The organism is Phenylobacterium sp. (assembly GCF_030697925.1).
Classification (GTDB): Bacteria; Pseudomonadota; Alphaproteobacteria; order Caulobacterales; family Caulobacteraceae; genus Phenylobacterium.
Map to the genome: position 1 here is coordinate 1 of NZ_JAUYOJ010000034.1, position 26,322 is coordinate 26,322.

The window sequence follows — 26,322 nt, forward strand, 5'->3', positions numbered from 1 at the left end:
GCGGCGGCTTGCCGGGCTCCGACGGAACCCGCAGGTCTTCGTCGGCCGAGTGGCGGCCCCTCAGGCGGCGTGATGCTTTCGACTTGGCCATGGGCTCCTCCTTTCCAGTCCAACGCGCCGCGCGTCGACGAGGGTCCAGGGTTGGCGGCCGTCGGCTCGCTCTAGTCTTCTTCCCGCGGCAGGGGGTTTTCGACCACGCCCAGGGCGTCGGCCAGGCGCATCTTGGCCGAGCCGGGCTTCAGCGGCTTCTGCTGGCTGGGATCAGGCGCCCATCCGGTCAGGGTGAGGATCTCGAAGGTGGCCGGAATCCGGCCGTCGGGCTCGGCGAAGCGCGCCACATAGAGCTCGAAGGCCCGCGCCAGCACCGCCCGGGTTAGCGGCTTGGGATGGCGTTCGGCCAGCACGCTGGTCTCGCCCATGGCCCGCAGGTCGGCCAGCAGCTTCAGCGGATGGGCGTAGCGGACGGTGACCCGGTCCACATCGGCCACCGGCAGGGCGAAGCCGGCGCGCTGCAGCAGGCCCGCGGCGTCGTAGGCGTCGGCGAAGGGCGAGACGCGGGGTCCGGCCCCGCCGGTCAGTTCGGCCTCGGCGTCGAGCAGCGAGCGGCGCAGCTCGGTGAGCGTCGCCCCGCCCAGCATCGAGCCGATGAACAGCCCGTCCGGCTTCAGCGCCCGGCGAATCTGGATCAGGGCGCCCACCACGTCATTGGTCCAGTGCAAGGCCAGCGTCGAGACCACCAGGTCGAGACTGCCGAAGGCGAAGGGCAGGCGCTCCTCGTCGGCCACCAGCCGCGGTCCGGTCCGGCCGGCCAGCATCTTCGCCGACAGGTCGGCCTCGATCAGGAGGCCCACGCGCGCCTGGGCGTCGCTCTGGGCCAGGGCCTCGCGGAAGGCGCCGGTCCTCGACCCCAGGTCGACGGCGCGCGGGAACTCGCGCATGATCGCCTCGAGGCGGACCACGGCGTCCTCGGCGGCCCGGCGCTTCAGGAAGTCGGCGCCCGCATAGGCCGACGCGGCGCGATCAAGGCGGGTGCGCAGCAGGGCGCGGTCGAAGAGGCGGGGCGGAACGGACATTGTCACTTCAAGATGATGACGCGCGGGCTCGATGGAAGCCGAGCCTGCGTGTGGAGGCCGCGGTTCGTACCGCGCTCGACCTCATTTTCCCACCGCAATCCCTCGATGTCGGGCCGTTGCCGCAGTCGCCGGGCTTTTCCGCCGAGGCCCGGAGCCGGATCAGCTTCATCGACGGGCCGCTGTGCGACGGCTGCGGGCAACCCTTCATTTTGATTACGAACCTGCGAGCGTCAGGAGTCCGCACCTGACCTAAGTTCGGCTTCCGACCGAGGCTGTGTAAAAACTCGCTTCGTCCAGGATCGGGAGCAAATTTCTACCGCGCAGCGGCCGGATTATAGAAAATAGCACGCCTCCCTACCGTCATTAATGCGCGTGGCAGGTAGAATCTTGCGCTGAAAATTCCGCTCGCCGAGTTTTTACACAGCCTCGACCCATGTCAGACGTTAGGTTCGTCCGCTTTTGCGGAGCCCCCACGCCAAGCGAGGACAGGACATGAGCGCCAAGAAGCCTGCAGGACATATGGACCAGCATCCCCAAAACGACTGGGATGCAATCAGCTATGATCCAAGGTTCGACGAGTACACCATTCCCACGGGCGGCGCGCTTCAGCAGCTATTCTACTGCCCCTTTTGTGGCGAACGCTTGCCAGACAGCAAGCGAGACGATTGGTTCGACCAGCTTGAAGCGCATGGCGTCGCGGACCCATGGCATGACGAACTGCCCATCAAATATCAGTCAGATGCGTGGTGGAAAGCGCCTGACTGAAGGTCCGCTCCCCCATTCGCTGACCTTCCGAATGTCCACTCGTTGGGGGAATCGTCTCCCTCCGCTTCCATCGCCGTATGGCGGGTGCGGGACGCCGTTCGAATACGACCAGGGGGAGGGGGTGCGCTGCGCCGACTGCCTGGCCAAGCCCAGGGCCTTCGCCCGCGCGCGCGCCGCCTGCCTCTATGACGAGGCCTCGCGCGGTCCGATCCTGCAGCTGAAGCACGCCGACCGCACGGACCTCGCACCGCTGTTCGCCCGCTGGCTGTCGCGGGCGGCGCGCGACCTGCTGGCGGACGCCGACGCCATCGCCCCTGTGCCGCTGCACCCGAGCCGCCTGCTGGGCCGGCGCTACAACCAGGCCGCCGAGATCGCCCGGCCGCTCAGCCGGCTGGCGGGGGTGGCCTATCTCCCCGACGCCCTGGTGCGGTTGCGGGCCACCGGGACCCAGGGCGGCAAATCCGGCTCCGGCCGGCGGCGCAACGTGGCCGCGGCCTTCGGCGTACCGGCCCGCCGCGCGCTCCAGGTGGTGGGCAAACGCATCCTGCTGATCGATGACGTCATGACCACCGGCGCCACTTTGGAAGGCTGTTCGCGCGCCTTGTTGGCCGCCGGGGCCGCCTGCGTCGATGTGGCGGTCATCGCGAGGGTGAAAGAATCCGCGAACCGCTCCATATGAAGCCCTTAGGATTCCTCTGCGTTCATTGAGCCATGGCCCAGATCACCATCTACACAAAACCGTACTGCCCCTACTGCATCCGCGCAGTTTCGCTGCTGGAGAAGAAGGGCGCGCCGTTCACCGAGATCGAGGCCGCCTTCGATCCCGCCAGGCGCCAGGAGATGATCCAGCGCTCCGGCGGCCGGGCGACCTTCCCGCAGATCTTCATCGACGACCGACACATCGGCGGCTGCGACGACATGATGGCCCTGGAATATGACGGCAAGCTGGATGAGCTTCTCGCCGCCTGAGCTTGAGCCGGGCGCTGGTCTGACCTAACGCTCACGCCATGAGCCTTCGCGTCGGACTGATCCAGACCCGCACCCCCGCCACCCACGCCGCGGCCTTGGCCCATGTGGCGCCGCTGGTGCGCGAGGCCGCCGCCCAGGGCGCGACCTTCGTCGCCACGCCCGAAGGGACCAACATCCTGCAGCGGGACAAGGCGGCCCTGCTGCCGCGGCTCACCCTGCTGGAAGACGATCCGGTGGTGGCCGGCCTGCAGGCCCTGGCGCACGAACTTTCGATAGGTGTGTTGATCGGCTCGGCCCTGGTCAAGCGCGAGGACGGCAAGGTCGCCAACCGATCGGCGCTGATTTCACCGCGCGGTGAAATATCCGCGACATATGACAAAATCCATATGTTTGATGTTGATTTGCCCACCGGCGAGACGTCGCGTGAGAGCGCGGTCTACGAGCCCGGCGACCGGGCGGTGGCGGTCCAGGCCGCCGAGATGAAGCTCGGTCTCACCATCTGCTACGACGTTCGCTTCCCGGCGCTCTACCGGGCCCTGGCGCTCGCCGGCGCCGAGGTGATCGTCACCCCGGCGGCCTTCACCCGCCCGACCGGCGAGGCCCACTGGGAAATCCTGCTGCGCGCCCGGGCCATCGAGACCGGCAGCTTCGTCCTGGCCCCGGCCCAGGGCGGCTTGCACGAGGACGGCCGCGGCACCTATGGCCGGACCATCGCCATCGGCCCCTGGGGCGAGGTGCTGGGCAAGCTCGACCACGACGAGCCCGGGGTCCTGGTGGTCGACCTGGACCTGGCGGCGGTGGCCAAGGCCCGCGCGGCGATCCCGGCGCTCGCCAATGCAATGGCCTTCGAAGCTCCTATATCTATTCAATGATCCGCTACGCCCTGGCCTGCGAGGCCGCCCATGAGTTCGAGGGCTGGTTCGGGTCGTCGGACGATTTCGACGATCAGTTGGCCCGCGGCCTGGTGGCCTGCCCGGTCTGCGACTCCAAGGCGGTGGCCAAGCAGATCATGGCCCCCAACCTGGCCGGCACGAAGAAGAACACCCCCGACCTGCCCTGGCCGATGCGATCCATGGTGATGGAGGCCATGGGCCAGGTGCGCCGGCACGTGGAGGAAAACTTCGATTATGTGGGCGATGCGTTCGCCGGCGAGGCCCGCGCCATCCACGAGGGGCGCTCGGAGGACCGCGGCATCTACGGCGAGGCCACCCCCGCCGAGGTCAAGGCGCTCATCAAGGACGGGGTGAGGATCGCCCCCTTGCCGCCGGCCGCGCCGAAGAAGTCCGAGGTCAACTGAGATCGCATTCGCCGCTCCGTGAAACGAGGCGCGCCGCGGAGCGTTGTCGACAGCACGACAATGCAAGGGACGCCGCGGGCGTCCGAGCCTGGGAGGCTTCCAATGCATGCTTCAAGACTCTCGACTGTCCTTCCCGTCCTGACCATGGGCGTCGCCCTGGCGATCGGCGGGGCCCCCTCCGTCTCCGCGCAGGAAGGCGGCCGTCCTATCAGCGTCGCCCTGACCGGCCCCGCCGAAGCGCCGACGCCCGGCGATGCGGACGGTTCGGGCACGGCCAGCCTGCGGATCAATCCCGGTCAGCAACAGATCTGCTACGAGCTCTCGGTAAGCGGAATCGGGGCGGCCACCGCGGCCCATATCCATAAGGCCCCGGTTGGCACGGCCGGACCGGTGGTTGTGGGGCTGACGGCGCCGACATCGGGCTCCTCGAAGGGCTGCGCCGAGGTCGCTCGACAGCTGGCGCTCGACATCCTGAAGACCCCGGCGGACTACTATGTGAACGTCCACAACGCCCAGTTTCCGGGCGGCGCCGTGCGGGGTCAGCTCTCGAAGTAGGGCCGGATTGGCCGGCGGCGGAAGGCGTCCGGGAGAGCGGCCAAGCATGGCCGTTGCCTGGCGCACCGCCGCCCCATAGGGTCGCTCCACCTCGCTTGGAGTGCTCCATGATCCGTCTGTTTTCCGCCGCGGCGTTCGCGGCGCTGGCGCTGGCCGGCCCGGCCGCAGCCCAAACCCCCCGCCCCGACCAACTCGCCTTCCGAGAACTCTACAAGGAGCTGATCGAGATCAATACGACGCTCTCGTCGGGGAGCTGCACCGCCGCGGCCGAAGCCATGGCTGGCCGCCTGAAGGCCGCCGGCTTCGCCGACGAGGACCTGAAGATAATCGCTCCGCCCGAACGCCCCAAGGACGGCGCGCTGATCGCCACGCTGAAGGGTTCGGACGCCAAGGTCAGGCCGATCCTGCTGCTGGCCCATATCGACGTGGTCGAGGCCAACCGCGCCGACTGGGAGCGCGATCCGTTCAAGCTGGTGGAGGAGGATGGCTTCTTCTATGCCCGCGGAGCCGGCGACGACAAGGCCCAGGCGGCGATCTGGACCGACAGCCTGGTCCGCTACAAGACCGAAGGCTTTAAGCCGCGCCGGACCATCAAAATGGCGCTCACCTGCGGCGAGGAGACCCCCGACACCTTCAACAGCGTCCAGTACCTGATCGCCAACCACAGAGACCTGATGGACGCCGCCTTCGTGCTGAACGAGGGCGCCGGCGGGCGGCTGGACAAGGACGGCGCTCGCGTCTCACTGGGCATCCAGGCCGGCGAGAAGGTCTATCAGGACTACACGCTGGAAGTGACCAACAAGGGCGGCCACTCGTCCGTGCCGGTCCGCGACAACGCCATCTACCACCTGTCCAGCGGCCTGGCGCGGCTGGGGGCGCACGACTTCCCGGTGAAGCTCAACGACGCCGTGCGCGGCAATTTCGAACGCATGGCGGTGATCGAGGGCGGGGAGTCCGGCGCGGCCATGGCCGCTGTCGCCAAGAACCCGGCCGACGCCGAGGCCGTGGCCAAGGTGGCCAAGGATCCCGGCCGCAACTCGATGATGCGCACCACCTGCGTGGCCACGATGGTCAACGCCGGCCATGCGCCCAACGCCCTGCCGCAGCGGGCGCGGGCCAATGTGAACTGCCGCATCCTGCCGGGCGAGGGCGTGGAGGAGGTGCGCCAGGCCCTCGTCAAGGTGCTGGCCGACGACGCGATCAAGGTGACCACGGTGGGCGTACCCAGCCCGGTCTCGCCGCCGCCCAGCCTGGGCAAGAACATCACCGGCCCCGTGGAGCAGGTGTCCAAGAAGATGTGGCCGGGCGTGCCCCTGGTTCCGGTCATGGCCACCGGGGCCACCGACGGGCGGTTCCTGAACGCGGTCGGCATCCCGACCTATGGCCTGTCGGGGCTGTTCGGCGAGGCGGAGGGCAACGGCGCTCACGGCCTGAACGAGAAGATGCGGGTGCGTTCCCTCTATGACGGCCGCGACTTCCTGCACGAGGTGGTCAAGCTCTACGCGAACCAGAAGTAAGGCGAACGGCAATGGCGGCGAAGATCGGTCGGACGCTCGCGGATTCGACCCCGCACTGGCCCGAGCGGCCTGCACCTCCCAAGGGCGCCCCCAACATCCTGGTGGTGCTGTTCGACGATGTCGGCTTCTCGGACTTCGGCTGCTACGGCTCGCCGATCAGGACCCCCACCATCGACGCCATCGCCGGGCAAGGGCTGCGCTATACAGGCTTCCACACCACGGCCATGTGCTCCACCACGCGCGCGGCGCTGCTGACCGGGCGCAACCACCACTCGGTGGGGATGGGCTGCCTCGCCAACTTCGATTCAGGCTTCCCGGGCTATCGCGGCAAGATCTCCAAGGAGGCCGGGACCCTGCCGGAAATGCTGCGGGCCAACGGCTATGGGACCTACATGGTCGGCAAGTGGCACGCGACGCCGCTCACCGAGACCGGGGCCGCTGGGCCCTTCGACGGCTGGCCGCTGGGTCGGGGCTTCGACCGCTATTACGGCTTCATGGACGCCGAGACGGACCAGTATTCCCCCGAGCTGGTGCGCGACAACACCCCCATCGATCCGCCCGCCACCTATCCCGAGGGCTATCACCTGACCGCCGACCTGGTGGACCAGTCGATCCGCTACGTGGCTGACCACGTCGCCGACGCGCCGGACAAGCCGTGGCTGCTGTGGCTGGCCTTCGGGGCCTGTCACGCCCCGCACCAGGCGCCGCAGGACATCATCGAGAGCTATGACGCCGTCTTCGAGGGCGGCTGGGACGCGGAGCGGGAGCGCCGCCTGGCGCGGCAGAAGGCGCTGGGGATCGTACCCCCGGACACACGGCTTCCCGACCGCAACGACGGGGTGGAGGCCTGGGCCGATCACGGCCCCGACGAACAGCGGATATTCACCCGGCTGCAGAGCGCCTTCGCGGGCATGCTGGACCACGCCGACCGCCACCTGGCGCGGCTGGTCGCCTTCCTAGACGAGGCGAACCTGCGCGACGACACCCTGATCCTGGTGCTGTCGGACAATGGCGCGAGCCAGGAGGGCGGCCCCTTCGGCTTCGTCAACGCCATGGGCCCCTACAACATGAAGCCCGAGCCGGTGGCCGAGAAGCTGGCCCGGATCGAGCTGATCGGCGGACCCGACAGCCACTCGAACTTCCCGCACGGCTGGGCCATGGCGTCGAACACGCCGCTGCGGCGCTACAAGCAGAACACCCACGGCGGCGGCATCCGCGATCCGCTGGTGATCTCCTGGCCCAAGGCGATCGCGGCGCGCGGCGAGCTGCGCGGCCAGTTCGCCCACGCCAGCGACTTCACCCCGACCCTGCTGGAGGTCCTGGGCCTGACCCCGCCGGACAGCATCAACGGCGTGGTCCAGATGCCGATGGAGGGGGTGAGCTTCGCCCCGTCCCTGGCCGATCCCGCCGCCCCGGCTCGGAGCCGGGCGCAATATTTCGAGATGTTCGGCCATCGCGGCCTCTGGAAGGATGGCTGGAAGGCGGTGGCCTACCATCCGCCCGGCCTGTCGTTCGACGACGACCGGTGGGAGCTGTTCCACCTGGACGCCGACTTCTCCGAGACCGACGACCTGGCCCAGGCCCAACCCGAGAAGCTCGCCGCGCTGCAGGCCTTGTGGTGGAAGGAGGCAGAGGCCTGCAAGGTCTTGCCGCTGGACGACCGCTTCGCCGCCCGTTTCGCCGAGAACGCCGCGCGCTATTCCGGCCCGCGCAAGCGCTTCGTGTTTCACCAGGGCATGGGCCACCTGCCCACCGACTGCGCCCCGGACGTGCGCTCGCGCGACTACCGCATCGTCGCCGAGGCCAGGATCGAGCCCGGCTGCGAGGGGGTGCTGATCGCCCACGGCGACGCCACCTGCGGCTATTCCCTGTTCGTCCGCGACGGGCGACTGCACCACACGATCAATATCGGCGGGAGTCGGGCCACGGTCAGCTCCGAGGCGCTCCTGGCGCCCGGCTGGCGCAGACTCGGCGTGACCTGCGCTCAGGGCGACGGGCGGACCTTCACCCTGACGGTCGACGACGCGCCGGCCGGTCAGCTCCACACCTATCTGGGCTTCGCCACCCTGATCTCCTGGTCTGGCCTGGACATCGGCCGCGACCGCGGCAGCGCGGTTGGCGACTATCCCGCGCCGTTCAGCTTCACGGGCAAGCTGCGCAAGGTCACGGTCACCATGGACGGCGAGCAGGACCTCGACGGCGAGGCGGTCGGCCAGGCGGAGATGGCGCGGCAATAATCCGCCCAACTAGGCGGGATCGCGATCCCTTGTGTGGCGTTGAAGCCACACTACATCGGGTCAGGCCGGCGTTGCGCTTGATCAAGGCGACGCCTGCTAATCCGCCTATTCAGGGGACAGCATGAACATCGATCTCTATTCCGATCGCGCCAAGCAGGCGATCCAATCGGCCCAAAGCCTCGCGCTTGCGCGGCGCCACCAGCAGCTCGCGCCCGAGCACCTGCTGAAGGTCCTGCTTGAAGAAAAAGACGGCCTGAGCCGGGCCTTGATCCAGAGCGCCGGTGGACGGCCCGAAGCCGCCGACACGGCCGCCGACACCTTGCTGACCAAGCGGCCCAAGGTCGAGGGCGGGTCTGGCCAGCTCTATATGACGCCGGAGGTGGCGCGCATCTTCGCCGACGCCGAGGCCGGGGCGAAGGCCGCCGGCGACGCCTTCGTCACCACCGAACGGCTGCTGATCGCCATCGCCAAGGAAGGCGGCGACGCCGCCAAGGTTCTGGCCGAATCCGGCGTCAAGGCCGGGGCGCTGGAGGAGGCCGCCACGGCCATGCGCAAGGGCAAGACCGCCGACTCGGCCTCGGCCGAGGAAGGCTATGACGCGCTCAAGCGCTATGCGCGCGACCTGACCCAGGCCGCCCGCGACGGCAAGCTGGACCCGGTCATCGGCCGCGACGAGGAGATCCGTCGCACCATCCAGGTGCTGAGCCGCCGCACCAAGAACAATCCCGTCCTGATCGGCGAGCCCGGGGTCGGCAAGACCGCCATCGTCGAGGGCCTGGCCCTGCGCATCGTCAATGGCGACGTGCCCGAGAGCCTGAAGGAGAAGCAGCTCCACTCCCTGGACATGGGCTCGCTGATCGCGGGCGCGAAATACCGCGGCGAGTTCGAGGAGCGGCTGAAGGCGGTGCTGAACGAGGTCACCGCCGCCGAGGGTTCGATCATCCTGTTCATCGACGAGATGCACACCCTCGTGGGCGCCGGGAAGAGCGAGGGGGCCATGGACGCCTCCAACCTGCTCAAGCCCGCCCTGGCGCGAGGCGAACTGCACTGCGTGGGCGCCACCACCCTCGATGAGTACCGCAAGAACGTCGAGAAGGACGCCGCCCTGGCGCGGCGCTTCCAGCCGGTGTTCGTCTCCGAGCCGACGGTTGAGGACACCGTCTCGATCCTGCGCGGCCTGAAGGAGAAGTACGAAGTCCACCACGGCGTGCGCATCTCCGACGCCGCCATCGTGGCCGCCGCGACCCTCTCGCACCGCTACATCGCCGACCGCTTCCTGCCCGACAAGGCCATCGACCTGATCGACGAGGCCGGCAGCCGGGTGCGCATGGCCGTGGATTCAAAGCCCGAGGAACTGGACGAGATCGACCGGCGCATCGTGCAGCTGAAGATCGAGCGCGAGGCGCTGGCGCGGGAGACCGACGCGGCCTCGAAGGCCCGGCTTGAGAAGCTGGAAGAGGAACTCGACGACCTGGAAGGCCAGTCGACCGAGATGACCGCCCGCTGGCGTTCGGAAAAGGAGAAGGTCTCCTCGGCCGCCCAGGCTCGTGAAGCCCTGGACCGGCTGCGCGCCGAGCTGGTGACCGTCCAGCGCCGCGGCGACCTGCAGCGCGCTTCCGAGATCGCCTATGGCGAGATCCCGGCCCTGGAGCGGCGTCTCGAGACCGAGGAGGCCGCCGCCGCCGAGGACCCGATCAGTCCCGAGGTGGTCGACGCCGAGCAGATCGCCGCCGTCGTCTCACGCTGGACCGGCATCCCGGTCGAGAAGATGCTGGAAGGCGAGCGCGAGAAGCTGCTGCAGATGGAGGACGCCCTGCGAGGCCGCGTGGTCGGCCAGGAGGAGGCCTTGCTGGCGGTGTCCGACGCCGTGCGCCGCGCCCGAGCCGGCCTGCAGGATCCCAACCGTCCGATCGGCTCGTTCCTGTTCCTGGGCCCTACCGGCGTCGGCAAGACCGAGCTCACCAAGACCTTGGCCGACTTCATGTTCGACGACGAGGCCGCCATCACGCGCATGGACATGAGCGAGTACATGGAGAAGCACTCGGTCAGCCGGATGATCGGCGCACCCCCCGGCTATGTCGGCTATGACGAGGGTGGGGCGCTGACGGAGGCGGTGCGTCGCAGGCCCTACCAGGTGGTGCTATTCGACGAGGTGGAGAAGGCCCACCCAGACGTGTTCAACATCCTGCTGCAGGTGCTGGACGACGGTCGCCTGACCGACGGCCAGGGCCGCACGGTCGACTTCCGAAACACCATCCTGATCATGACCTCGAACCTCGGCTCCGAGTTCCTGGCCAACCAGGGCGAGGGCGAGGATGTCGACGAGGTCCGACCGATGGTCATGGACGTGGTGCGCCGCCACTTCCGGCCGGAGTTCCTGAACCGGATCGACGAGATCATCCTGTTCAAGCGTCTGGGCCGCGGCGCCATGGACGACATCGTCAAGATCCAGCTCACGCGGGTGGAGAAGTTGTTGGCCGATCGGCGGATGTCCATCGCCCTCGACAGCGCCGCGACCCATTGGCTGGCCGAGAAGGGCTACGACCCGGTCTATGGCGCCCGTCCGCTGAAGCGGGTGATCCAGAAGGACCTAGTGGACCCGATCGCCCGCAAGCTGCTGGCCGGAGAGCTGGAGGACGGATCGGTCATCCAGGTTGGAGCCTCGGCCGAAGGCCTGGAGATCGGCAAGGCCAAGGTCCATTAGGCGCGCACTAGGAAACGGCGAACGCCCCGGGTCATCCCCGGGGCGTTTTGCTGTCGGCTACCAGCAGCGCCTCACCCGCACATAGCCGCCATAGTAGGGATCCCACTGCGAGTAGGTACGGCAGCTCGAGCGCCGGTGGCGCGGGACGTAATAGCCGTAGACCGGCGGGCGGTAATAGCGCCGCTCATAGTAGCCGCGCGGGTAGTAGCCTCGGTCGTAATAGCCGTCCCGATAGTAGTAGTCGTTGCGATAGTAGCCACGATCGCGGCTGCCGGACGCTAGCGCCGCCCCGATGGCCAGGCCGGCGATGCCGGCGGCTATGGCCGCGCCGTCGTCATTGTCCCGGTGATAATAGCGGCGGCGGTCGGCGGCGTCCGCGCCCGAGGCCAGGGCCCCGGCGAACGTCAGGGCTGCCAGGCCGGTGGCGATAAGTTTGCGCATCTTCGCCTCCGTGCGGATTTGCGCGTCCCTCGAGAGATTAACGCGCGAGCCCGTGGTGGAGGTTCCGCGAAACTACAGATCGACGCCCACCGGCTTGCCGCCGCGGATCTCGATGCGGCGCATGATGGCGATGTCGGGGCCCTTGCCGGGCGCGATCGGCTTGGCGACCGTGATCACGAACCAGGCGCCGTTGGCCAGGCCGGAAAACGAGAAGCGGCTGCCCGCGTCGCAGACCGTGCGCTTGACGAAGGCGGAATAGTCGCCGCTGGGCGCCGAGGGGGTGCGGGCGCGCACATCGGCGGCCGGCAGGGCCGCACGGTCGGGCGATAGATAGAGGATGGTCATCCGCCGCCGGGTCCAGGCAGTCTCAGGGGTCAGCACCACGCCCGCGCCGGCGCAGCTATAGCGGACCGGACCGGCGCGATAGGTCAGCCGCCCATCGACGCGGCCGGGGCCAGGCACGGCCGACCAGGAGAAGTCACCGGCCCGGAAGCCGCCGGCGGACGGCGGCGGCGACCTGTCGCGAGGCGGCGGCGGGGGCGGTGGGGGACCCAGGGTGGGCGCGCAGGCGGCGACCAGGATGAGGGCGGCGAGGGCGGAGGCAAGGGGTCGGAACATGGCCGACGCACCATAGGCAAGCCGAGGGGCGCGCGCCAAGGCCTTCCTCGATCAATCCTCGCCGGTCACCCGGCCGCGGTTCGACTTGATGCCACCGCGGCGGACCTTGGCGTCCACCCGGCGGATCTTGGAGGCCTTGGTCGGCTTGGTCTTCTTGCGCGGCGGCGGCGGGGGCACCGCGGCCTTGCGGATCAGCTCCAGCAGGCGGGCCAGGGCGTCGGCGCGGTTGCGCTCCTGGGTGCGGTGGGTCATGGCCACCAGGACCAGCACCCCATCCTGGGTCACCTTGCGCCCGCCCAGCTTCATCAGCCGGATGGCCACGTCGTTGGGCAGGGACGGCGAACCGCGCACGTCGAAGCGCAGCTCCACGGCGGTGGAGACCTTGTTGACGTTCTGGCCGCCCGGCCCCGCCGCGCGGATGAAGCGCTCGATGAGTTCGTCGTCCGACAGGCTGATGGTGGGGGTGACTTCGATCACCGGCTTTTCCGATTCCCTTTTCCGACCTAAGCTTAGCCCATGCACGCCGCGATTTTCATGCACGTAACGCTTTGCACCGCCCAGGCCGGGCCGGTGGGAGACGTCGTGCGCTGAGGGCCAGCGTCGCCTTCGAACACCAGCCCCGCCGGCGACGGACGGGGCTTTTCTTTGGCCCGTCCTCCGGCTTCAAGGAGAGACGAGATGACCCAGGACATGCTGGTCCGCGCCCGCGAGCCGGAGGACGCCGCCGACGTCGCCGAACTGCTGAACCAGCCGAAGGCGGTGTGGGGAACCTTGCAGACACCGTTCACCAGCGTGGACGAGCGGCGAAAACGGATGGCGGCCCTGCCGGCCGGCCACACCAACTTCGTGGGCGTGATCGAGGGCAAGGTCGTGGGAACCCTGGGCATGAACCGGCTTGAGGGGCGGCGCGCGCATGTGGGCACGATCGGCATGGCCGTCCACGACGCCTATGCCGGGCGAGGGGTCGGGACAGCCTTGATGTCGGCCGCGGTCGATCAGGCCGACAAATGGCTGAATCTCCGGCGGATCGAACTGTCCGTCTGGACCGACAACGCCCGCGCCATCGCTCTCTACGAGCGGTTCGGGTTCGAGCGGGAGGGGGTGCTGAGGCGCTACGCCTGGCGGGATGGCGAGTACGTCGACGCCCTGTGGATGGCGCGGCTGCGCTAGGTCCGGCAGGCGGCGCAGCGGCCGCGAGCTTCCAGGGTGATGCTGGCGACTTCGTAGCCGGCGGTCCGGGCGGCGGCGAGCTGGGCGGTGAAGTCGGGTTCGAACTCCTCCGCCGCCCCGCAGCAGTCGCAGATCAGGAAGGCCGCGCGATGGCTCTGGCCGTCGATGCGGCAGGGGACATAGGCGTTCAGGCTCTCGATGCGGTGGGCGAAGCCCAGACGCTCCAGGAACTCCAGTGCGCGGTAGACCGTCGGCGGCTTGGCGGGCTCACCCTGGGCGCCGAAGGCGGCGATCAGGTCGTAGGCCTTCTGCGGCGCGTTGGATTCCAGCAGCAGTTCCAGCACCCGGCGGCGCGGGGCGGTCAGGCGTTCCTGGGTTGCGGCGCAACGGCTCTCGGCCGCGCCCAAGGCGTGGCTCAGCGCGTGGCCCTTCAGGCCCGGATGCGCGCCGTCGGCGTGGTGACATTCTGCTCCCATATCCATCAGCTAACCACCTCCTGGCCGGTTCGCAACCATAGCCGCTTGACGGCTGGTTATGTTATCTCATAACAGACGGTGTTATTTCGTAACAGGGCCGCCGGAGCGCCGCCCTGGATTGCAGGATCGCCGCATGACCAAGACCGCCCTGTTCGCCGCCGCCGGCATCCTCGCCCTGATCTCCGGCCCCGCCCTGGCGGACGACGCAGCGCCCCCGACGGGGGCCAGGCAGGTCTCCGAGGTGGTGGTCACCGGCGCGCCCTACGTGGTCTCGATGGATTCCACCACCACCGCCGTCAACGTCATCATGCGTGACGATCTGGACACTGCCGCGTCCGGTGGCCTGGGCGACGTCCTGTCGGGCCTGCCGGGGGTGCGGTCGACCTTCTTCGGTCCCGGGGCCAGCCGCCCCGTCATCCGCGGCCTGTCCGGGCCCCGTGTCCTGGTGCTGACCAATGGCGTGGGCATGATCGACGCCTCGGCCCTGTCGCCCGACCACCAGGTCGCCACCGATCCGCAGGAGGCAGAGCGGATCGAGGTGCTGCGCGGACCGTCCGCCCTGGCCTATGGCGGCTCGGCGATCGGCGGCGTGGTCAATATCATCGACGACCGGATCTCCGAGAAGGTGGTGGACGGTTTCCATGGCCGGCTGATCGCGGCCACGACCAGCGTCGACGACGGGTCGACGGCCTCGGCCGCCTTCAAGCTGGGCGTTGGCAACTGGGTGTTCAGCGCCGATGGCCTGCGCCGCGAAAGCTCGGACTACAAGATCCCGGTTCCGGCGGAATCGCGTCGCCAACTCGCCGCGGACGGCGAGGCGTTCCCCGGGCCGATCAACTCCACCGTCGAGAACACGGCGGTCGACCTCTATGCCTATGGCGGCGGCGTTTCCTATGTGGGTGATCGCGGCTTCCTCGGGTTCGCGGTCAAGCGCACCGAAACCACCTACGGCGTCCCGGGCCACGCGCACGAGGAGGAGGAGGGAGAGGAGCACGAAGAGCATGAGGAGGAAGCCGGCGTCCTGATTGACCTCAAGCAGACCCGCTACGACCTGCGGGGCGGGCTGAACCTCGACCTCGGCGTCTTCAACCAGCTCAAGGTGTCGGCGGGCTATGCCGACTACGAGCACGCCGAGATCGAGGATGGCGCGGTCGGCACCCTGTTCCTGTCCGATGGCTGGGAAGCCCGCGCCGAACTGGTGCAGGTCGAGCGCGACGGCTGGCAGGGCGCGGTGGGCGTCCAGGGCCTGTCACGGACCATCGAGGCCATCGGCGACGAGGCCTTCATCCCATCGACCGAGATCAAGGAGGTGGGGGCCTTCACCCTCCAGCGCCTCGACCGCGAGGGCTGGGGTGTCGAGGGCGGGCTGCGCCTGGACCGTCGCGAGTTGAAGAGCGCGCTCGGATCGCGCGACTTCACCAATGTCTCCGCGAGCGCGGGCGCCTTCCTGCGCCCGGCGACCGGCTGGTTCCTCGGGCTTTCGGGCTCGCGCACCTCTCGCGCGCCGACCGAGGTCGAGCTGTTCGCCAATGGGCCGCACGCGGCGACCCGCGGATTCGAGCAGGGCGATCTGGATCTGGACTCCGAGATCTCCTATTCGCTCGACGCCACCCTGCACTACGGCGGGGGACCCTGGGATATGGACCTGCACGTTTTCGGCGTCCGCTACGACGGCTTCATCGATCTGCGGCCGACCGGGTTCGACGACGCCGACAGCGGCCTGGCGATCTTCGACTATGTCCAGACCGACGCGGAGTTCTATGGCGCCGAGGTCGAGATCGCCCACCGCCTCTGGGAGGACGGTGAGCGCAGCTTCACCCTGGAGGGGGCCGCCGACTATGTGCGCGGCGACACGGATCTCGGCGCGCCAGCGCGAATCCCGCCCTGGTCGGTCACCGGACGCGCGGTGTTCGAGGGCGGCTGGTGGACCGGCAAGCTGGAACTCCGCCAGGTGGGCGACCAGGATCGGGTGGCGGAAGCCGAGATTCCCACGGACGGCTACCGGATGCTGAACGCCTCGCTGATCATGCGGCCGTTCGATGACAAGGGCCTGAAGATTTTCGCCGACGTCCGCAACCTCAATGACGCCGAGGCGCGGGAACACGCCTCGTTCCTGAAGGATTTGGCGCCCCTTCCGGGCCGCAGCTTCCGGATCGGCGCCGGCTACACCTTCTAGGCTCGCGGCGGCGCTTGCCGCGGGTGATCTTGGCGCCTGGGGCGTCGAGGTGGTTCCAGAAGCCGCCGAGCCTCGCTGACACAAAAAATCCCTCCCAAGTTGGGAGGGATTGATTGTCTCGCAGGGCCCGAAGCCTCGCCTTGAAGCCTCAGGCTTCCTCCGTCTCATTCGAAGCCGAGCCTTCGCCACCCTCGAAGCTGCGCGGGGCGCGGCGACGCCGGGCCTTGGGCTTGTCCTCGGCGGCGGCCTCCTCGACCGGCGCCTTGGGCGCGGCCGCCCGCGGCGGTTTGGGGGCCTTCAGGAAGGCCGGGGCGTGGCTCTCGCCGCCATCGTCGTCGCGCAGGACCGGAGAGGCCTGTTCCTCGCGGGCGACCAGGGGCGAGGCCTTGGGCTCGACCACCGCAAGGGGATCACGGTCCGGCCGGTCGGCGCGATCGCGGTCCCGGTCGAAGCGTTCGCGGCGCGGCGGACGGTCGTCCTGGGCGGCGCGGTCTTCGCGAGGTCGTTCGTCGCGCGCCCGATCATCCCGGGGGCGATCGTCACGCGGGCGTTCGTCCCGCGGGCGTTCGTCGCGGGGGCGGTCGTCGGCGCGGGCCGGACGATCGTCGCGTTGTTGCGGTTGTCCGTCGCCGCGGGGGCGATCGTCGCGATCGCGCCAACGGTCGCGGCCGCGGTTCTGGCCTTGGCCTTGGCCCTGACCCTCGAAACGATCGGCGCGCGGCCGATCGTCACGTTGCCGGTCATCACGGGGCCGATCGTCGCGCTGCCGTTCGTCGCGGGGGCGTTCGTCGCGCCAGCGTTCGCCGCGGGGCTGCTGGCCTTCGCCTTCGCCGCCTTCGGAGTTGTCACCTTCCGCCTCGGCCGCCGCGGCGTCCGCGGCGGCTGCGGCCTGGGCGCCGCTCTCGTCCTCGAAATCGATGTCGAAGCCGGAGGTTATGCTGTCGCGGCCCAGGATATCGCTGGCCGGACGCGTGGGCTGCATGGCCCGCACCACCCGGAAATAGTGCTCGGCGTGCTGCAGGTAGTTCTCCGCCAGCACCCGGTCGCCGGCCGACGACGCGTCGCGGGCGAGCTGTTGGTATTTCTCGAAAACGTGTTGGGCGTTGCCGCGCACCTTCGCGCCTTCGGGGCCGTTCGAATCGAAGGCCCGGTTGGCGTTCTGCTGCTGTGGCTTACCGCCACCACCACCGCCGCCGCCGCGATTGCGGCCGCGCTGGCGCTTCATACCCTTGAAATCTCTCATTCTTTGTGATCATCCCGCTGCGCCCCGGCTATGCCGGCGGCGCGCGGTCTATCCTCTCGCCTTGGGTCGGACGCCATCGTCCGAAATCCGTGTTGAAGACGTGTGTGTTCCCCGTCGTCCGCCCTGACATCTAGGCGCGTGACACGCGATCCGCGCGCCTGCCGAGGCGTTTGTCCGTTCCGGTTCTCAGAACGTCCGAAGCCCGGCGAATTGGGTGGAGACAGGACAAAGACTTAGCGATTCAAACGCGAGTTTCCAAGGGGTTTTTCGTACCGACCACCACGCGGTCATGCAGGGAGAGGTCTTTGATGGTCCAGACGTCGCTTCCGCCGGCCTCCGCGAACAGGGCTTCGACGGCGTCCTTCTGGTCGTAACCGATCTCGACGGCGAACATTCCGCCGGGCTTCAGCACCCGCAGGATCTCCGGGGCGAGACGGCGATAGTGGTCCAGACCGTCCGGGCCCCCGTCCAGGGCCACCCTGGGCTCGTGGTCCTTCACCTCGGGTTCGAGGGTCTCGATGACGTCGGTGGCGATATAGGGAGGGTTGGAGACCACCACGTCGAAGCTGGCGTCGCCCAGGCCCGAGGTCCAGTCGCCGCGCAGCAGGGCCAGGCGCGAGGCCAGGCCCAGATTGGCGGCGTTCTCCCGCGCCACGGCCAGGGCCTCGGCCGAGACGTCGACCCCCAGGCCCTTGGCGGCCGGCCGCTCGGCCAGGATCGACAGGATGATGGCGCCCGAGCCCACGCCCAGGTCCAGGATGTTGAAGGCCATCTGCTCGGGCCAGCCCTTCAGCACATAGTCGACAATCACCTCGGTGTCCGGCCGCGGTGTGAGAACGTCGGGAGTCACCGCCAGCATGATCTTCCAGAAGCCCTTGCGGCCCAGGATGTGGCTGACCGGTTCGCGCCGTTCGCGGCGGGCCAGGTAGTCGGCCAAGGTCGCCTCCTGTTCCTCGGTGAGCGGCCGATAGGGATCGGAGACGATGTCGGCCCGGGTGGCGTCGGCGGCGGCCTCGCCCATCAGGCGCGCGTCGATGACCGGGCCGGGCAGCCCCGCGGCCTCCAGCCGCGCCTTGGCGCTCTGCCAGGCCTGCAGCAGGTTCAGGCTCATGCCGCCGGCTCCGGCTCCGTGCAGGCGTCGCCCACCGTGAGGCGGCCGCCATCGGCCACGTGGACATAGATGCCCAGGTTCATGTGGCCGTAGTTGTCGAACAGGGCCTTGACCACGTCCATGTCGCGTTCGGCGGTGGTGGGATCCACATGGGTCGCGGCGCAGCGGACGATGGGCTTGAACACCTTCACCCGGGCGAAGCCGACCATCAGCTCGCGGCCGGCCCAGTCGTTCTCCACCCAGGCGGGCCAGCCCTCGACATAGACATTGCCGCGGAAGCGCAGCGGATCGACCGGCTTGCCGATCCTGGCCTCCAGGTCGCGCACCGTGGCCAGGTTGATGATCGAGACATGGCCCAGGGGGTGGTCCATGAACCGGTGGCCCGTCGCCTGGATGACTCGAAGCGGACCTTGGGCCTCCTCGCCCAACAGACCGCCCAGCCAGCCGGCGAAGGCGGTCTGGCCCGCTGCGTCCGACATGGCGCCGGTGAAGTCCGGCTGGCCCGGAGCGGTGGCGCGCAGGGTGTGGGTCGCCTCGTCATAGGCGGTGCGGGCCTTGGCGACCTCGGGAATGGCCGCCAGGACGGTGAACTTCTGCTTGGAGATATGGCCGGGCGCCGCGGCGTCGAAGCCCGACGGACCGTTCTCCACCGCATAGAGCCGGTCGCAGGGGAACGGCCCGCCCAGGGTCAGGTCGGCGTGGTCCAACCGCTCCGGGGTGAACCCTTTGACGGGATGGCGGTAGAGGGCGGCGATATGACCGATCATGGCCCCTGGTAACCGCAACTCCCGCGCCAGTTCAAGCCGCGTCTCGGGCCGTCTCAGGGCTTGAGGCCGTCCGTCAGCCGCAGGGCCGCGCCATAGCGGCCGGAAAGGGTCCCGGTCTTCTCGAAGTCGAGCACCGCGCCGTAGTAGCCGTCCGCATAGCGGATCGGGGTCCGCTTGCCGTCAGCGCCGGTTTCGAACTCGACGATGCCGCGGTCGGTGTTGGGATATTCCAGCACCTGGATCGGCCGGCCCTCGCGGGCCAGCGCGACCAGCCGGCGGCGGGTCTCGGCCGGCGGCGCCTCTCGATCGGAGCCGGCCAGAATCCACAGCATCGGCGTGTCGAGCGCGCGTAGGACGGGCAGGGGCTCGTAGTCCCAGGAGGTGCCCTGGTTGAAGAACGGCCCGGCGATGCGGCCGGCGGCCTCCGGGGCGCTGAGAATCTGGCCGCTGAACTCGCCCTTGATGTCCTTGAACCAGGGCTCGGCGCCGTAGCGCTTGCGCACGGCCTCCAGTTCGACCCAGCCGTCGGTGAAGTTGCTGGTCATCACCTTGCCAGTAGCGTCGGTGACCTCGCGCGCCTTGGCCAGGATTTCTGGGCCATGGCCCCTGTCGGTCAGGCCCTGCATGACCTCGCCGCGGTCCTCGGCCAGGGCGCTCTCGGCCATGCCGAACCGGGCGACGACGAAATCAACCGGCGTTAGCGTCGCGGCGAGGGGCGCGATCCAACCCCCCTGGCTTCCGCCGTCCAGACCGACCCGACCGGCGCGGCTTCCGGCCAGCCGCCGCGCTTCCGTGACCGCCGCGGCGGCGTCGCGGGCCAGCTGGCGGAAGTCCTGATTGTAACGACCCTCCGACCCGCCGGTGCCGCGCTTGTCGTAGACGAAGACCCCCACGCCGTTGGCCGGCCAGATGCGCTGGGTAGAGTTGTTTTCGACGGCCGCGTTGCTCTCCGAACCATGCACCAGAATGGCGATAGGGACAGGGCCCTTGCCCGGCGGCAGGACCAGCCGGCCGCGCAGGGCGACGCCGTCGCCCTGGAACCGGGTGTCCTGGACCTCGAACTTCAGTCTATGTCCGGCCTGGCCGGCGAAGATGAGGGTGTCCTGCGCGCAGTCGCCGAAGCTCGCCGTGATCCCGTCGGGCCGGGCGGTCCACCCCTGGCGGCTGGTCCAGACGCCGTCCGCTCCCTTGGTGATCTTGCCGGTTGTCCCGTCCATCCGCCGCCAGCGCATGCCGCCGTCCGTGGGCCCGACATCGACCAGTTGGCCGTCGGCCAGGCGGTAGGTTCCGAAAAGGCAGAGGCCGATGGGTTCGGCGGCCTTGGCGACGCCGCCGAAGCCCAGGCCCAGGGCCAGGCCGATCAAGGTCAGATGCTTCATGAGGTCGCTCCACGAGCGGCGATGAATGCAAGCCCCGGGCGGTTTGTCCAATGACCGATCCGTAAGGCGCCAGGAACGGCGCCGGGCCTCAGGTGTTGAGGCTTTTGCGTCGAATGGGAGCCCGAGCTTGGACAGCAGAACCGGTCGCGCCCTAAGCGGTGTCGGGTCGGTGGCCCTCAAGTTGGCGCCCTGGATCGCCCTGGCCGCCATGACGGAACTGTGGCGGCGGCGCGGCCTCCCACACCGGCCCGGCATGAGCGTGGAGGCCACGGCCACGCCGCACGCCTTCGACGCCGCCGAGCCTGGACGGGGACGCCTCGCCCACGGTCCTCATCGCATCCCGCCGCGCGGCTGGAAGGACATCGCCTGGCGCACCTATCAGGAAATCGGCCGCGACCGCCTGTCCGCGGTGGCTGGCGGCGTGACCTTCTACACTCTGCTGGCCCTGTTCCCGGCCATCGGGGTCTTCGTGTCGCTGTACGGCATCTTCGCCGATCTGGGCGCGGTCCAGCAGCAGCTTTCCGAGATGGCCACCGTCTTCCCGCGTGAGGTGGTCAGCATCGTCGGCGAGCAGATGGTGCGCCTGGCGACCCGGCCGCAGGCCACCCTGTCGGTGGCGTTCATGGTCAGCCTGCTGCTGTCGGTCTGGTCGGCCAACGCCGGGATGAAGGCGCTCTTCGAGGGCCTCAACGTCGCCTATGACGAGGAGGAGAAGCGCAACTTCTTCAAGCGCTCGGCGCTCACCTACGCCTTCACCTTCGGGGCTCTCGCGTTCCTGGTGGTGATGACCGCGATCCTCGTGGCCGCGCCGGTGGCCCTGGAGCGGCTGGGTCTGCACGGCCTGGCCGGCATCTGGATTCCGTTGCGGTGGCTGGTCCTACTGACCATGGCGGCGGCGGCCTTCTCCGCCATCTACCGCTATGCGCCCTACCGGGCCCGCGCCCGCTGGCGCTGGGTGTCCCTGGGCGGCGTGCTGGCGGCCTGCTTTTGGCTGGGGGGATCCCTGGGATTCTCCTGGTATGTCAACAACGTCGCCCATTTCGACGCGACCTACGGTTCGCTGGGCGCGGTGATCGGATTCATGATGTGGATCTGGTTCTCGGTGATGGTGGTGCTGATCGGGGCCGAGCTGAACGCCGAGATCGAGCATCAGACGGCGCGGGATTCCACCACCGGGCCCGAGCAGCCCATGGGGACGCGGGGCGCGGCCATGGCCGACACGGTGGGCCTGGCCTTCCACTTCAACGCCAGCCAGATCGCCAGCCGCGCCTGGACCGACAGCCAGCGCCAGGCCGAGCGGGTGCGCAAGGCGCTGCGGCGTCAGCCGAACTCGTCTTCCAAAGCCGCCAACCGGGCGGCCTGATCCTCGGCGATCAACGGATTGATCACGTCGGCGAGGCCCTCGCCCTCCATCACCTTGGCCAGATTGTAGAGGGTCAGGTTGATGCGGTGGTCGGTCACCCGGCCCTGCGGGAAGTTGTACGTGCGGATGCGCTCGGAGCGGTCGCCCGAGCCCACCTGGCTCTTGCGCGCGTCGGCGCGGGCGGTGTCGAGCGCCTCGCGCTGCTGGTCGTAGAGCCGCGCCTGCAGCACCTTCATGGCCCGCGCCCGGTTCTGGTGCTGCGACTTCTCCGAGGAGGTCACAACGATGCCGGTGGGCAGGTGGGTGATGCGCACGGCGGAGTCGGTCTTGTTGACGTGCTGGCCGCCCGCGCCGGACGAGCGGTAGGTGTCGATGCGCAGGTCGGCGTCGCGGATGTCGATCTCCACGTCCTCGACCTCGGGTAGGACCGCCACGGTGGCGGCCGAGGTGTGGATGCGCCCGCCGGCCTCGGTGTCGGGCACGCGCTGCACCCGGTGCACGCCGCTCTCGAACTTCAGCTTGCCGAACACCCCATCGCCGTTGATCGAGGCGATGATCTCCTTGTAGCCGCCGACCTCGCCCTCGGAGACCGAGTCGATCTCCACCTTCCAGCCCTGGGCCTGGGCGTAGCGCTGGTACATCCGGAACAGGTCGCCGGCGAATAGCGCCGCCTCGTCGCCGCCGGTGCCGGCGCGGACTTCCAGGATCGCCGAGGCGTTCTCGTCCTTGTCCTTGGGGGCCAGCAGCAAGGCCACCTGGCGTTCCAACTCGGGCAGGCTGTCGTTCAGCTTCTGGAGCTCTTCCTGGGCCAGGCCCGCCATCTCCGGGTCGCCAGCCTTGGCCATCTCTTCCAGCTCAGGCAGCTCGTCGCGGGCGCGAGCCACGGCCTTGACCGCCTCGACCACGGGCTTCAGCTCCGCATGCTCCTTGGAGAGCTTGACGATCTCGGTCCCGTCGGTGGCGGCTTCCATCCGCGCCTCGATCTCGCGGAAGCGGTCGAGCACCTGGTCCAGTCTGGCCTGGGGAAGTCGCACGGGGTCTGATCACCGAAGGAAAATGGGAGGCCTCCTCTAGCGCTCCCGCGCTAAGAAGCCAAACACCCCGGCATACGAAAAGGCCCCCGCCGCGAGGCGAGGGCCTTCCACGTCGCTTGCGCGAAGTCGCTTAGGCGCGGACGCCGGTCAGCGGGGCGTTGCCGAACGCGCCCAGCTTCACATTGCCGGTCATGCTGTCACCGGCCACCGTGGCCGAGAATTCCAGCGTCATGGGCATGGGTTGGGTGATCGAGGTGGACCAGGTCAGCGTATCGCCGGCGACCTTGCCTTCGATGGTCTGCTCACCCATGCGGCCCTTGGTGGAGCCCGTGAAGGTGTCGCCGCTGGTGGTGATGGCCGCCTCGACTTCCTGCGCGCCCATGGGCGAGTTGATGGTGATCTTCCAGTTGCCGTCCGCGGACATGGTGTCCCTCCCTGATTAGGCGGACGCCACCTAATCAAGCCCTTGCCCCGGGCGCAAGAGTGACGCGGGCGTCATTTTCATGTCATCCGTGCAATGTTCGGATTGACGCGGCTATTCGGCCGCTTCGAGGGCTTGGTCCCGCGCCTTGAGTTCAGCGGCCTTGGCCTCGACCAGTTCGACGATGTGTTCGACCATCGCCTCGTTGTCCATCTTATGGTGCGCCTTGCCGGCCATATAGACCATGCCCGCGCCCTTGCCGCCGCCGGTGAAGCCGATGTCGGTCATCAGGGCCTCGCCCGGACCGTTCACTACGCAGCCGATGATCGACAGGCTCATGGGTTGGGAGATATGCGCCAGCCGCGTTTCGAGGGTCTCCACCGTCTTGATGACGTTGAAGCCCTGCCGCGCGCAGGACGGGCAGGCGATGATATTGACCCCGCGATGGCGCAGGCCCAGCGACTTCAGGATGTCGAAGCCGACCTTGATCTCCTCCACCGGATCGGCGGCGAGGCTGACCCGGATGGTGTCACCGATGCCGGCCCAGAGCAGATTGCCCATGCCGATCGCCGACTTCACCGTGCCGTTTCGGAGGGCGCCGGCCTCGGTGACGCCCACATGCAGCGGGCAATCGATGGCCTCGGAGAGCTGCTGATAGGCGGCCACGGTCATGAAGACGTCCGACGCCTTCACGCTGATCTTGAACTCGTGGAAGTCGTGGTCCTGCAGGATCTTGGCGTGGTCCAGCGCGCTTTGGACCATGGCCTCGGGGCAGGGCTCGCCATAGCGCTCCAACAGGTGCGGCTCGAGGCTGCCGGCATTGACCCCGATGCGCATGGAGCAGCCGTGGTCGCGGGCCGCCTGAATGACTTCTCGCACCCGGTCGGGATGGCCGATATTGCCGGGATTGATCCGCAGGCAGGCCGCGCCGGCCTTGGCCGCCTCGATGCCGCGTTTGTAGTGGAAGTGGATGTCGGCGACGATCGGGACCTTGGAGGCCTTAACGATCGTGCTGAGCGCCGCGGTGGAGGCCTCGTCGGGGCAGGAGACGCGGACGATGTCGGCCCCGGCCTCTTCGAGCTGACGGATCTGGTCGATGGTCGCCGCGGCGTCGGCCGTCAGCGTGTTGGTCATCGACTGGACGGTGATCGGAGCGTCGCCGCCCACCTCGACATTGCCCACCCGGATCTTGCGCGAGGGACGGCGCGCGACGGCGCGCCAGGGGCGGAGGTGGTTGTGGTCTTGGCTGCTCATTGCGGTCGGAAAATAGGGCCTTTCGCCCCAATCCCCAAGCCCGTCGCCGCCTCGATCCGTCGATGGAGAAAAAATCGCCGACGCGAAATGTCGGGGCCGGGCTCGGCGCGGCCGTCCTTGGGGCGATCCCCCGGGCGCAACGCCCACCCAACAGGAGCCACCCATGACCGACGCTGAGCAGATCCGCGCCCTGCTGCAGGCCCGCGCCGACGCCCTCCACGCCCGCGACGCCCGGGCCGTGGTCGCCTTCCTGGCCGAGGAGGTGGTGAGCTACGACCTCGACCCGCCGCTCGCCCATGCGATCGGGCGTTCCCACGAACGGTCCGGTCTCGAGGCCTGGTTCGCCACCTGGACCACGCCAATCGGGTCGGAGGTCCGCGACCAGCATGTTGAGGTTTCCGGCGACCTGGCCTGCGCCTACGGCCTGATCCACATGACCGGGACCAAGACCGACGGCGAGACGGTGGACCTGTGGTTCCGCTCCACGATCTGCCTGCGGCGCGTCGAAGGCGCCTGGCGGATCGTCCACGAGCACAGCTCGACGCCCTTCTACATGGACGGGAGTTACAAGGCCGCGACCGACCTGAAGCCCTAGGAAAAAGATTTCCGGACCCTGTCGGAGCCGGAGGCGTCTCGTTCGTCCTCGGTGCGCCCGTCCGGCGAAATGGCCGCTACAGCGCCAGCTTTTCCAGCGACGCGGTCGGCGCCGGCATCAGGCCCTTGGACTGGCCGCCGACGAAGACCTGGACGACGGCCGGATCGGAGACCTCAACCGTCAGGCCCTTGAGCGCCGGGGCGCGATAGGCCTCGCCGGCCGCGAGCTGGCGGGCGAAGTAGACGGCTCCGTCGGCGCCGCGCACGATCAGCGAAGCTGATTTGCGGGCCTGGAGGGTGACCACGGACAGGCCGGGCTCGGCGCCGTAGACCGTTCCGCTGGCGACGAAGGTGGGCGGCAGGGGCTCGGCCGGGACGACCGGCTGGGCGTCCGGATTGGCCTTGGCCGCCTTCTTGGCGGCGATCACGGCGTCGGAGGAGCCGCCGGCGGCGGTGGCGTCGGCCAGGCCGGGGGTTTCATAGGGCGCGGGTGTGGTGGATTCCACGGGCGCCGGCAGGGGGGCGCCGAGGGAGACAGGCCCCGTCGGCGCGGCGGCGGCCGGGCTGGCCGCGGCCGTTTGCGGGGCGGCGGCCGCGGGCGGCGGCTGCTGGTCGCTCATCGCCCGCTGGGCGACATTCCACAGGACGATGGCGCCGATCATCAGGGTCCCGACCACCAGGACCAGGGTCAGGCGTGGGTCTTTCTCATTGCTGACGCCCACCGGTTCGCGCAGGGCGGTGTCGGGGGTGGGTTCGTCCAGCTTGAAACGGTCGACCGCGGCCTCGCCGTCCAGCCCGAGCGCGTTGGCGTAGGCGCGGACATAGCCGATGGTGAAGGGGCGCGACGGAAGCTGCTCCAGCCGCATCTCCTCGATGGCCGCTAGATAGGCGCGGCGGATGCGGGTGATGTCGGCCAGCGCCTCCAGGCTCAGCCCGCGGGATTCGCGAACGGCCTTCAAGGCCGCGCCGATATTCGGGCCGCTGGTCAAGGTGGGCATGTTGGATTCAACCGGACCGGGATCGACAGGCCCATCGCTCCGCAAATGCAGATCCGTAACCCGGCCAGTATCGAGCGCCATGGCTACCCGAAGCCCCTTCTCTCATCCGCGACCAGAGGCGCGCGCGAAGACAGCCCGATCTGATGGCACACAGTCTTTA

At 68.9% G+C, this 26,322-nt stretch carries 26 protein-coding genes; 13 read left to right on the forward strand and 13 right to left on the reverse strand.

Annotation, left to right across the window (positions count from 1 at the left end; translation table 11 throughout):
- Positions 1-161: 161 nt before the first annotated feature.
- Positions 162-1,073 (reverse strand): methyltransferase domain-containing protein, encoded by a 912-nt coding sequence (locus tag Q8Q88_RS03715; RefSeq protein ID WP_305673854.1) that lies wholly within the window; start codon positions 1,071-1,073, stop codon positions 162-164.
- Positions 1,074-1,565: 492 nt separating this feature from the next.
- Here Q8Q88_RS03715 and Q8Q88_RS03720 point away from each other — a divergent pair, with 492 nt between their 5' ends.
- From Q8Q88_RS03720 to clpB, 9 genes are all read left to right on the forward strand, one after another.
- Positions 1,566-1,838: a hypothetical protein gene (locus Q8Q88_RS03720; RefSeq protein WP_305673855.1), complete on the forward strand. Its 273-nt coding sequence runs from the start codon at positions 1,566-1,568 to the stop codon at positions 1,836-1,838.
- A 31-nt stretch (positions 1,839-1,869) separates the two neighbouring features.
- On the forward strand, positions 1,870-2,517 hold the full coding sequence (locus Q8Q88_RS03725; protein ID WP_305673856.1) for a ComF family protein: 648 nt from the start codon (positions 1,870-1,872) through the stop codon (positions 2,515-2,517).
- 32 nt (positions 2,518-2,549) lie between these two features.
- Positions 2,550-2,807 carry a glutaredoxin 3 gene (grxC, locus tag Q8Q88_RS03730; protein ID WP_305673857.1) on the forward strand — a complete coding sequence of 86 codons (258 nt, stop codon included), beginning with the start codon at positions 2,550-2,552 and terminating at the stop codon, positions 2,805-2,807.
- A 38-nt stretch (positions 2,808-2,845) separates the two neighbouring features.
- Entirely contained in the window at positions 2,846-3,679 is an 834-nt protein-coding gene (locus Q8Q88_RS03735) for a carbon-nitrogen hydrolase family protein (RefSeq protein WP_305673858.1), read from the forward strand.
- Positions 3,676-4,104 (forward strand): DUF1178 family protein, encoded by a 429-nt coding sequence (locus Q8Q88_RS03740; protein WP_305673859.1) that lies wholly within the window; start codon positions 3,676-3,678, stop codon positions 4,102-4,104. Before Q8Q88_RS03735 ends, Q8Q88_RS03740 begins: the two co-directional genes overlap by 4 nt.
- 102 nt (positions 4,105-4,206) lie before the next feature.
- The gene (locus Q8Q88_RS03745; protein ID WP_305673860.1) at positions 4,207-4,659 is read left to right on the forward strand and encodes a CHRD domain-containing protein; all 453 of its coding nucleotides are present in this window, start codon (positions 4,207-4,209) and stop codon (positions 4,657-4,659) included.
- A 107-nt stretch (positions 4,660-4,766) separates the two neighbouring features.
- Positions 4,767-6,176, forward strand: a complete 1,410-nt coding sequence (locus tag Q8Q88_RS03750; protein WP_305673861.1) for a M20/M25/M40 family metallo-hydrolase — start codon at positions 4,767-4,769, stop codon at positions 6,174-6,176.
- An 11-nt stretch (positions 6,177-6,187) separates the two neighbouring features.
- On the forward strand, positions 6,188-8,413 hold the full coding sequence (locus Q8Q88_RS03755; protein WP_305673862.1) for a sulfatase-like hydrolase/transferase: 2,226 nt from the start codon (positions 6,188-6,190) through the stop codon (positions 8,411-8,413).
- A 121-nt stretch (positions 8,414-8,534) separates the two neighbouring features.
- Entirely contained in the window at positions 8,535-11,117 is a 2,583-nt protein-coding gene (clpB, locus tag Q8Q88_RS03760) for an ATP-dependent chaperone ClpB (protein WP_305673863.1), read from the forward strand.
- Positions 11,118-11,174: 57 nt separating this feature from the next.
- Here clpB and Q8Q88_RS03765 read toward each other — a convergent pair whose 3' ends face one another.
- From Q8Q88_RS03765 to arfB, 3 genes are all read right to left on the reverse strand, one after another.
- Positions 11,175-11,558: a hypothetical protein gene (locus Q8Q88_RS03765; protein ID WP_305673864.1), complete on the reverse strand. Its 384-nt coding sequence runs from the start codon at positions 11,556-11,558 to the stop codon at positions 11,175-11,177.
- Between the two features lie 72 nt (positions 11,559-11,630).
- The gene (locus tag Q8Q88_RS03770; RefSeq protein ID WP_305673865.1) at positions 11,631-12,176 is read right to left on the reverse strand and encodes a hypothetical protein; all 546 of its coding nucleotides are present in this window, start codon (positions 12,174-12,176) and stop codon (positions 11,631-11,633) included.
- Between the two features lie 51 nt (positions 12,177-12,227).
- The gene (gene arfB, locus Q8Q88_RS03775) at positions 12,228-12,653 is read right to left on the reverse strand and encodes an alternative ribosome rescue aminoacyl-tRNA hydrolase ArfB (RefSeq protein ID WP_305673866.1); all 426 of its coding nucleotides are present in this window, start codon (positions 12,651-12,653) and stop codon (positions 12,228-12,230) included.
- Between the two features lie 201 nt (positions 12,654-12,854).
- On the opposite strand from arfB, the gene Q8Q88_RS03780 reads away from it, so the two are divergent.
- Positions 12,855-13,346 carry a GNAT family N-acetyltransferase gene (locus Q8Q88_RS03780; protein ID WP_305673867.1) on the forward strand — a complete coding sequence of 164 codons (492 nt, stop codon included), beginning with the start codon at positions 12,855-12,857 and terminating at the stop codon, positions 13,344-13,346.
- On the opposite strand, the gene Q8Q88_RS03785 is transcribed toward Q8Q88_RS03780, so the two are convergent.
- A complete protein-coding gene (locus Q8Q88_RS03785; RefSeq protein ID WP_371129807.1) occupies positions 13,343-13,828 on the reverse strand; it encodes a Fur family transcriptional regulator in 486 nt (161 codons plus the stop codon). The genes Q8Q88_RS03780 and Q8Q88_RS03785 overlap by 4 nt on opposite strands.
- Before the next feature lie 127 nt (positions 13,829-13,955).
- On the opposite strand from Q8Q88_RS03785, the gene Q8Q88_RS03790 reads away from it, so the two are divergent.
- Positions 13,956-15,998, forward strand: a complete 2,043-nt coding sequence (locus Q8Q88_RS03790) for a TonB-dependent receptor (protein WP_305673868.1) — start codon at positions 13,956-13,958, stop codon at positions 15,996-15,998.
- Between the two features lie 148 nt (positions 15,999-16,146).
- On the opposite strand, the gene Q8Q88_RS03795 is transcribed toward Q8Q88_RS03790, so the two are convergent.
- From Q8Q88_RS03795 to Q8Q88_RS03810, 4 genes are all read right to left on the reverse strand, one after another.
- Complete coding sequence (locus Q8Q88_RS03795) at positions 16,147-17,241, reverse strand: DUF4167 domain-containing protein (protein WP_305673869.1); 1,095 nt, start codon at positions 17,239-17,241, stop codon at positions 16,147-16,149.
- A 241-nt stretch (positions 17,242-17,482) separates the two neighbouring features.
- A complete protein-coding gene (prmC, locus tag Q8Q88_RS03800; RefSeq protein ID WP_305673870.1) occupies positions 17,483-18,352 on the reverse strand; it encodes a peptide chain release factor N(5)-glutamine methyltransferase in 870 nt (289 codons plus the stop codon).
- A complete protein-coding gene (locus Q8Q88_RS03805; protein ID WP_305673871.1) occupies positions 18,349-19,119 on the reverse strand; it encodes an MOSC domain-containing protein in 771 nt (256 codons plus the stop codon). Before Q8Q88_RS03805 ends, prmC begins: the two co-directional genes overlap by 4 nt.
- A gap of 53 nt (positions 19,120-19,172) precedes the next feature.
- Positions 19,173-20,498, reverse strand: a complete 1,326-nt coding sequence (locus tag Q8Q88_RS03810; protein WP_305673872.1) for a S9 family peptidase — start codon at positions 20,496-20,498, stop codon at positions 19,173-19,175.
- 127 nt (positions 20,499-20,625) lie between these two features.
- Here Q8Q88_RS03810 and Q8Q88_RS03815 point away from each other — a divergent pair, with 127 nt between their 5' ends.
- The gene (locus tag Q8Q88_RS03815) at positions 20,626-21,861 is read left to right on the forward strand and encodes a YihY/virulence factor BrkB family protein (RefSeq protein WP_305673873.1); all 1,236 of its coding nucleotides are present in this window, start codon (positions 20,626-20,628) and stop codon (positions 21,859-21,861) included.
- Here the strand turns inward: Q8Q88_RS03815 and prfA are convergent.
- The 3 genes from prfA to ispG form a co-directional block, all read right to left on the reverse strand.
- On the reverse strand, positions 21,819-22,895 hold the full coding sequence (gene prfA, locus Q8Q88_RS03820) for a peptide chain release factor 1 (RefSeq protein ID WP_305673874.1): 1,077 nt from the start codon (positions 22,893-22,895) through the stop codon (positions 21,819-21,821). The genes Q8Q88_RS03815 and prfA overlap by 43 nt on opposite strands.
- Before the next feature lie 130 nt (positions 22,896-23,025).
- Complete coding sequence (locus Q8Q88_RS03825) at positions 23,026-23,319, reverse strand: hypothetical protein (RefSeq protein ID WP_305673875.1); 294 nt, start codon at positions 23,317-23,319, stop codon at positions 23,026-23,028.
- Positions 23,320-23,430: 111 nt separating this feature from the next.
- Positions 23,431-24,570, reverse strand: coding sequence for a flavodoxin-dependent (E)-4-hydroxy-3-methylbut-2-enyl-diphosphate synthase (gene ispG, locus Q8Q88_RS03830; RefSeq protein ID WP_305673876.1), 1,140 nt, complete (start codon positions 24,568-24,570; stop codon positions 23,431-23,433).
- Positions 24,571-24,733: 163 nt separating this feature from the next.
- On the opposite strand from ispG, the gene Q8Q88_RS03835 reads away from it, so the two are divergent.
- Positions 24,734-25,165 carry a nuclear transport factor 2 family protein gene (locus Q8Q88_RS03835; RefSeq protein WP_305673877.1) on the forward strand — a complete coding sequence of 144 codons (432 nt, stop codon included), beginning with the start codon at positions 24,734-24,736 and terminating at the stop codon, positions 25,163-25,165.
- Between the two features lie 76 nt (positions 25,166-25,241).
- Here the strand turns inward: Q8Q88_RS03835 and Q8Q88_RS03840 are convergent, their stop codons facing one another.
- Positions 25,242-26,162 carry a helix-turn-helix domain-containing protein gene (locus Q8Q88_RS03840; protein ID WP_305673878.1) on the reverse strand — a complete coding sequence of 307 codons (921 nt, stop codon included), beginning with the start codon at positions 26,160-26,162 and terminating at the stop codon, positions 25,242-25,244.
- Positions 26,163-26,322: the final 160 nt, after the last annotated feature.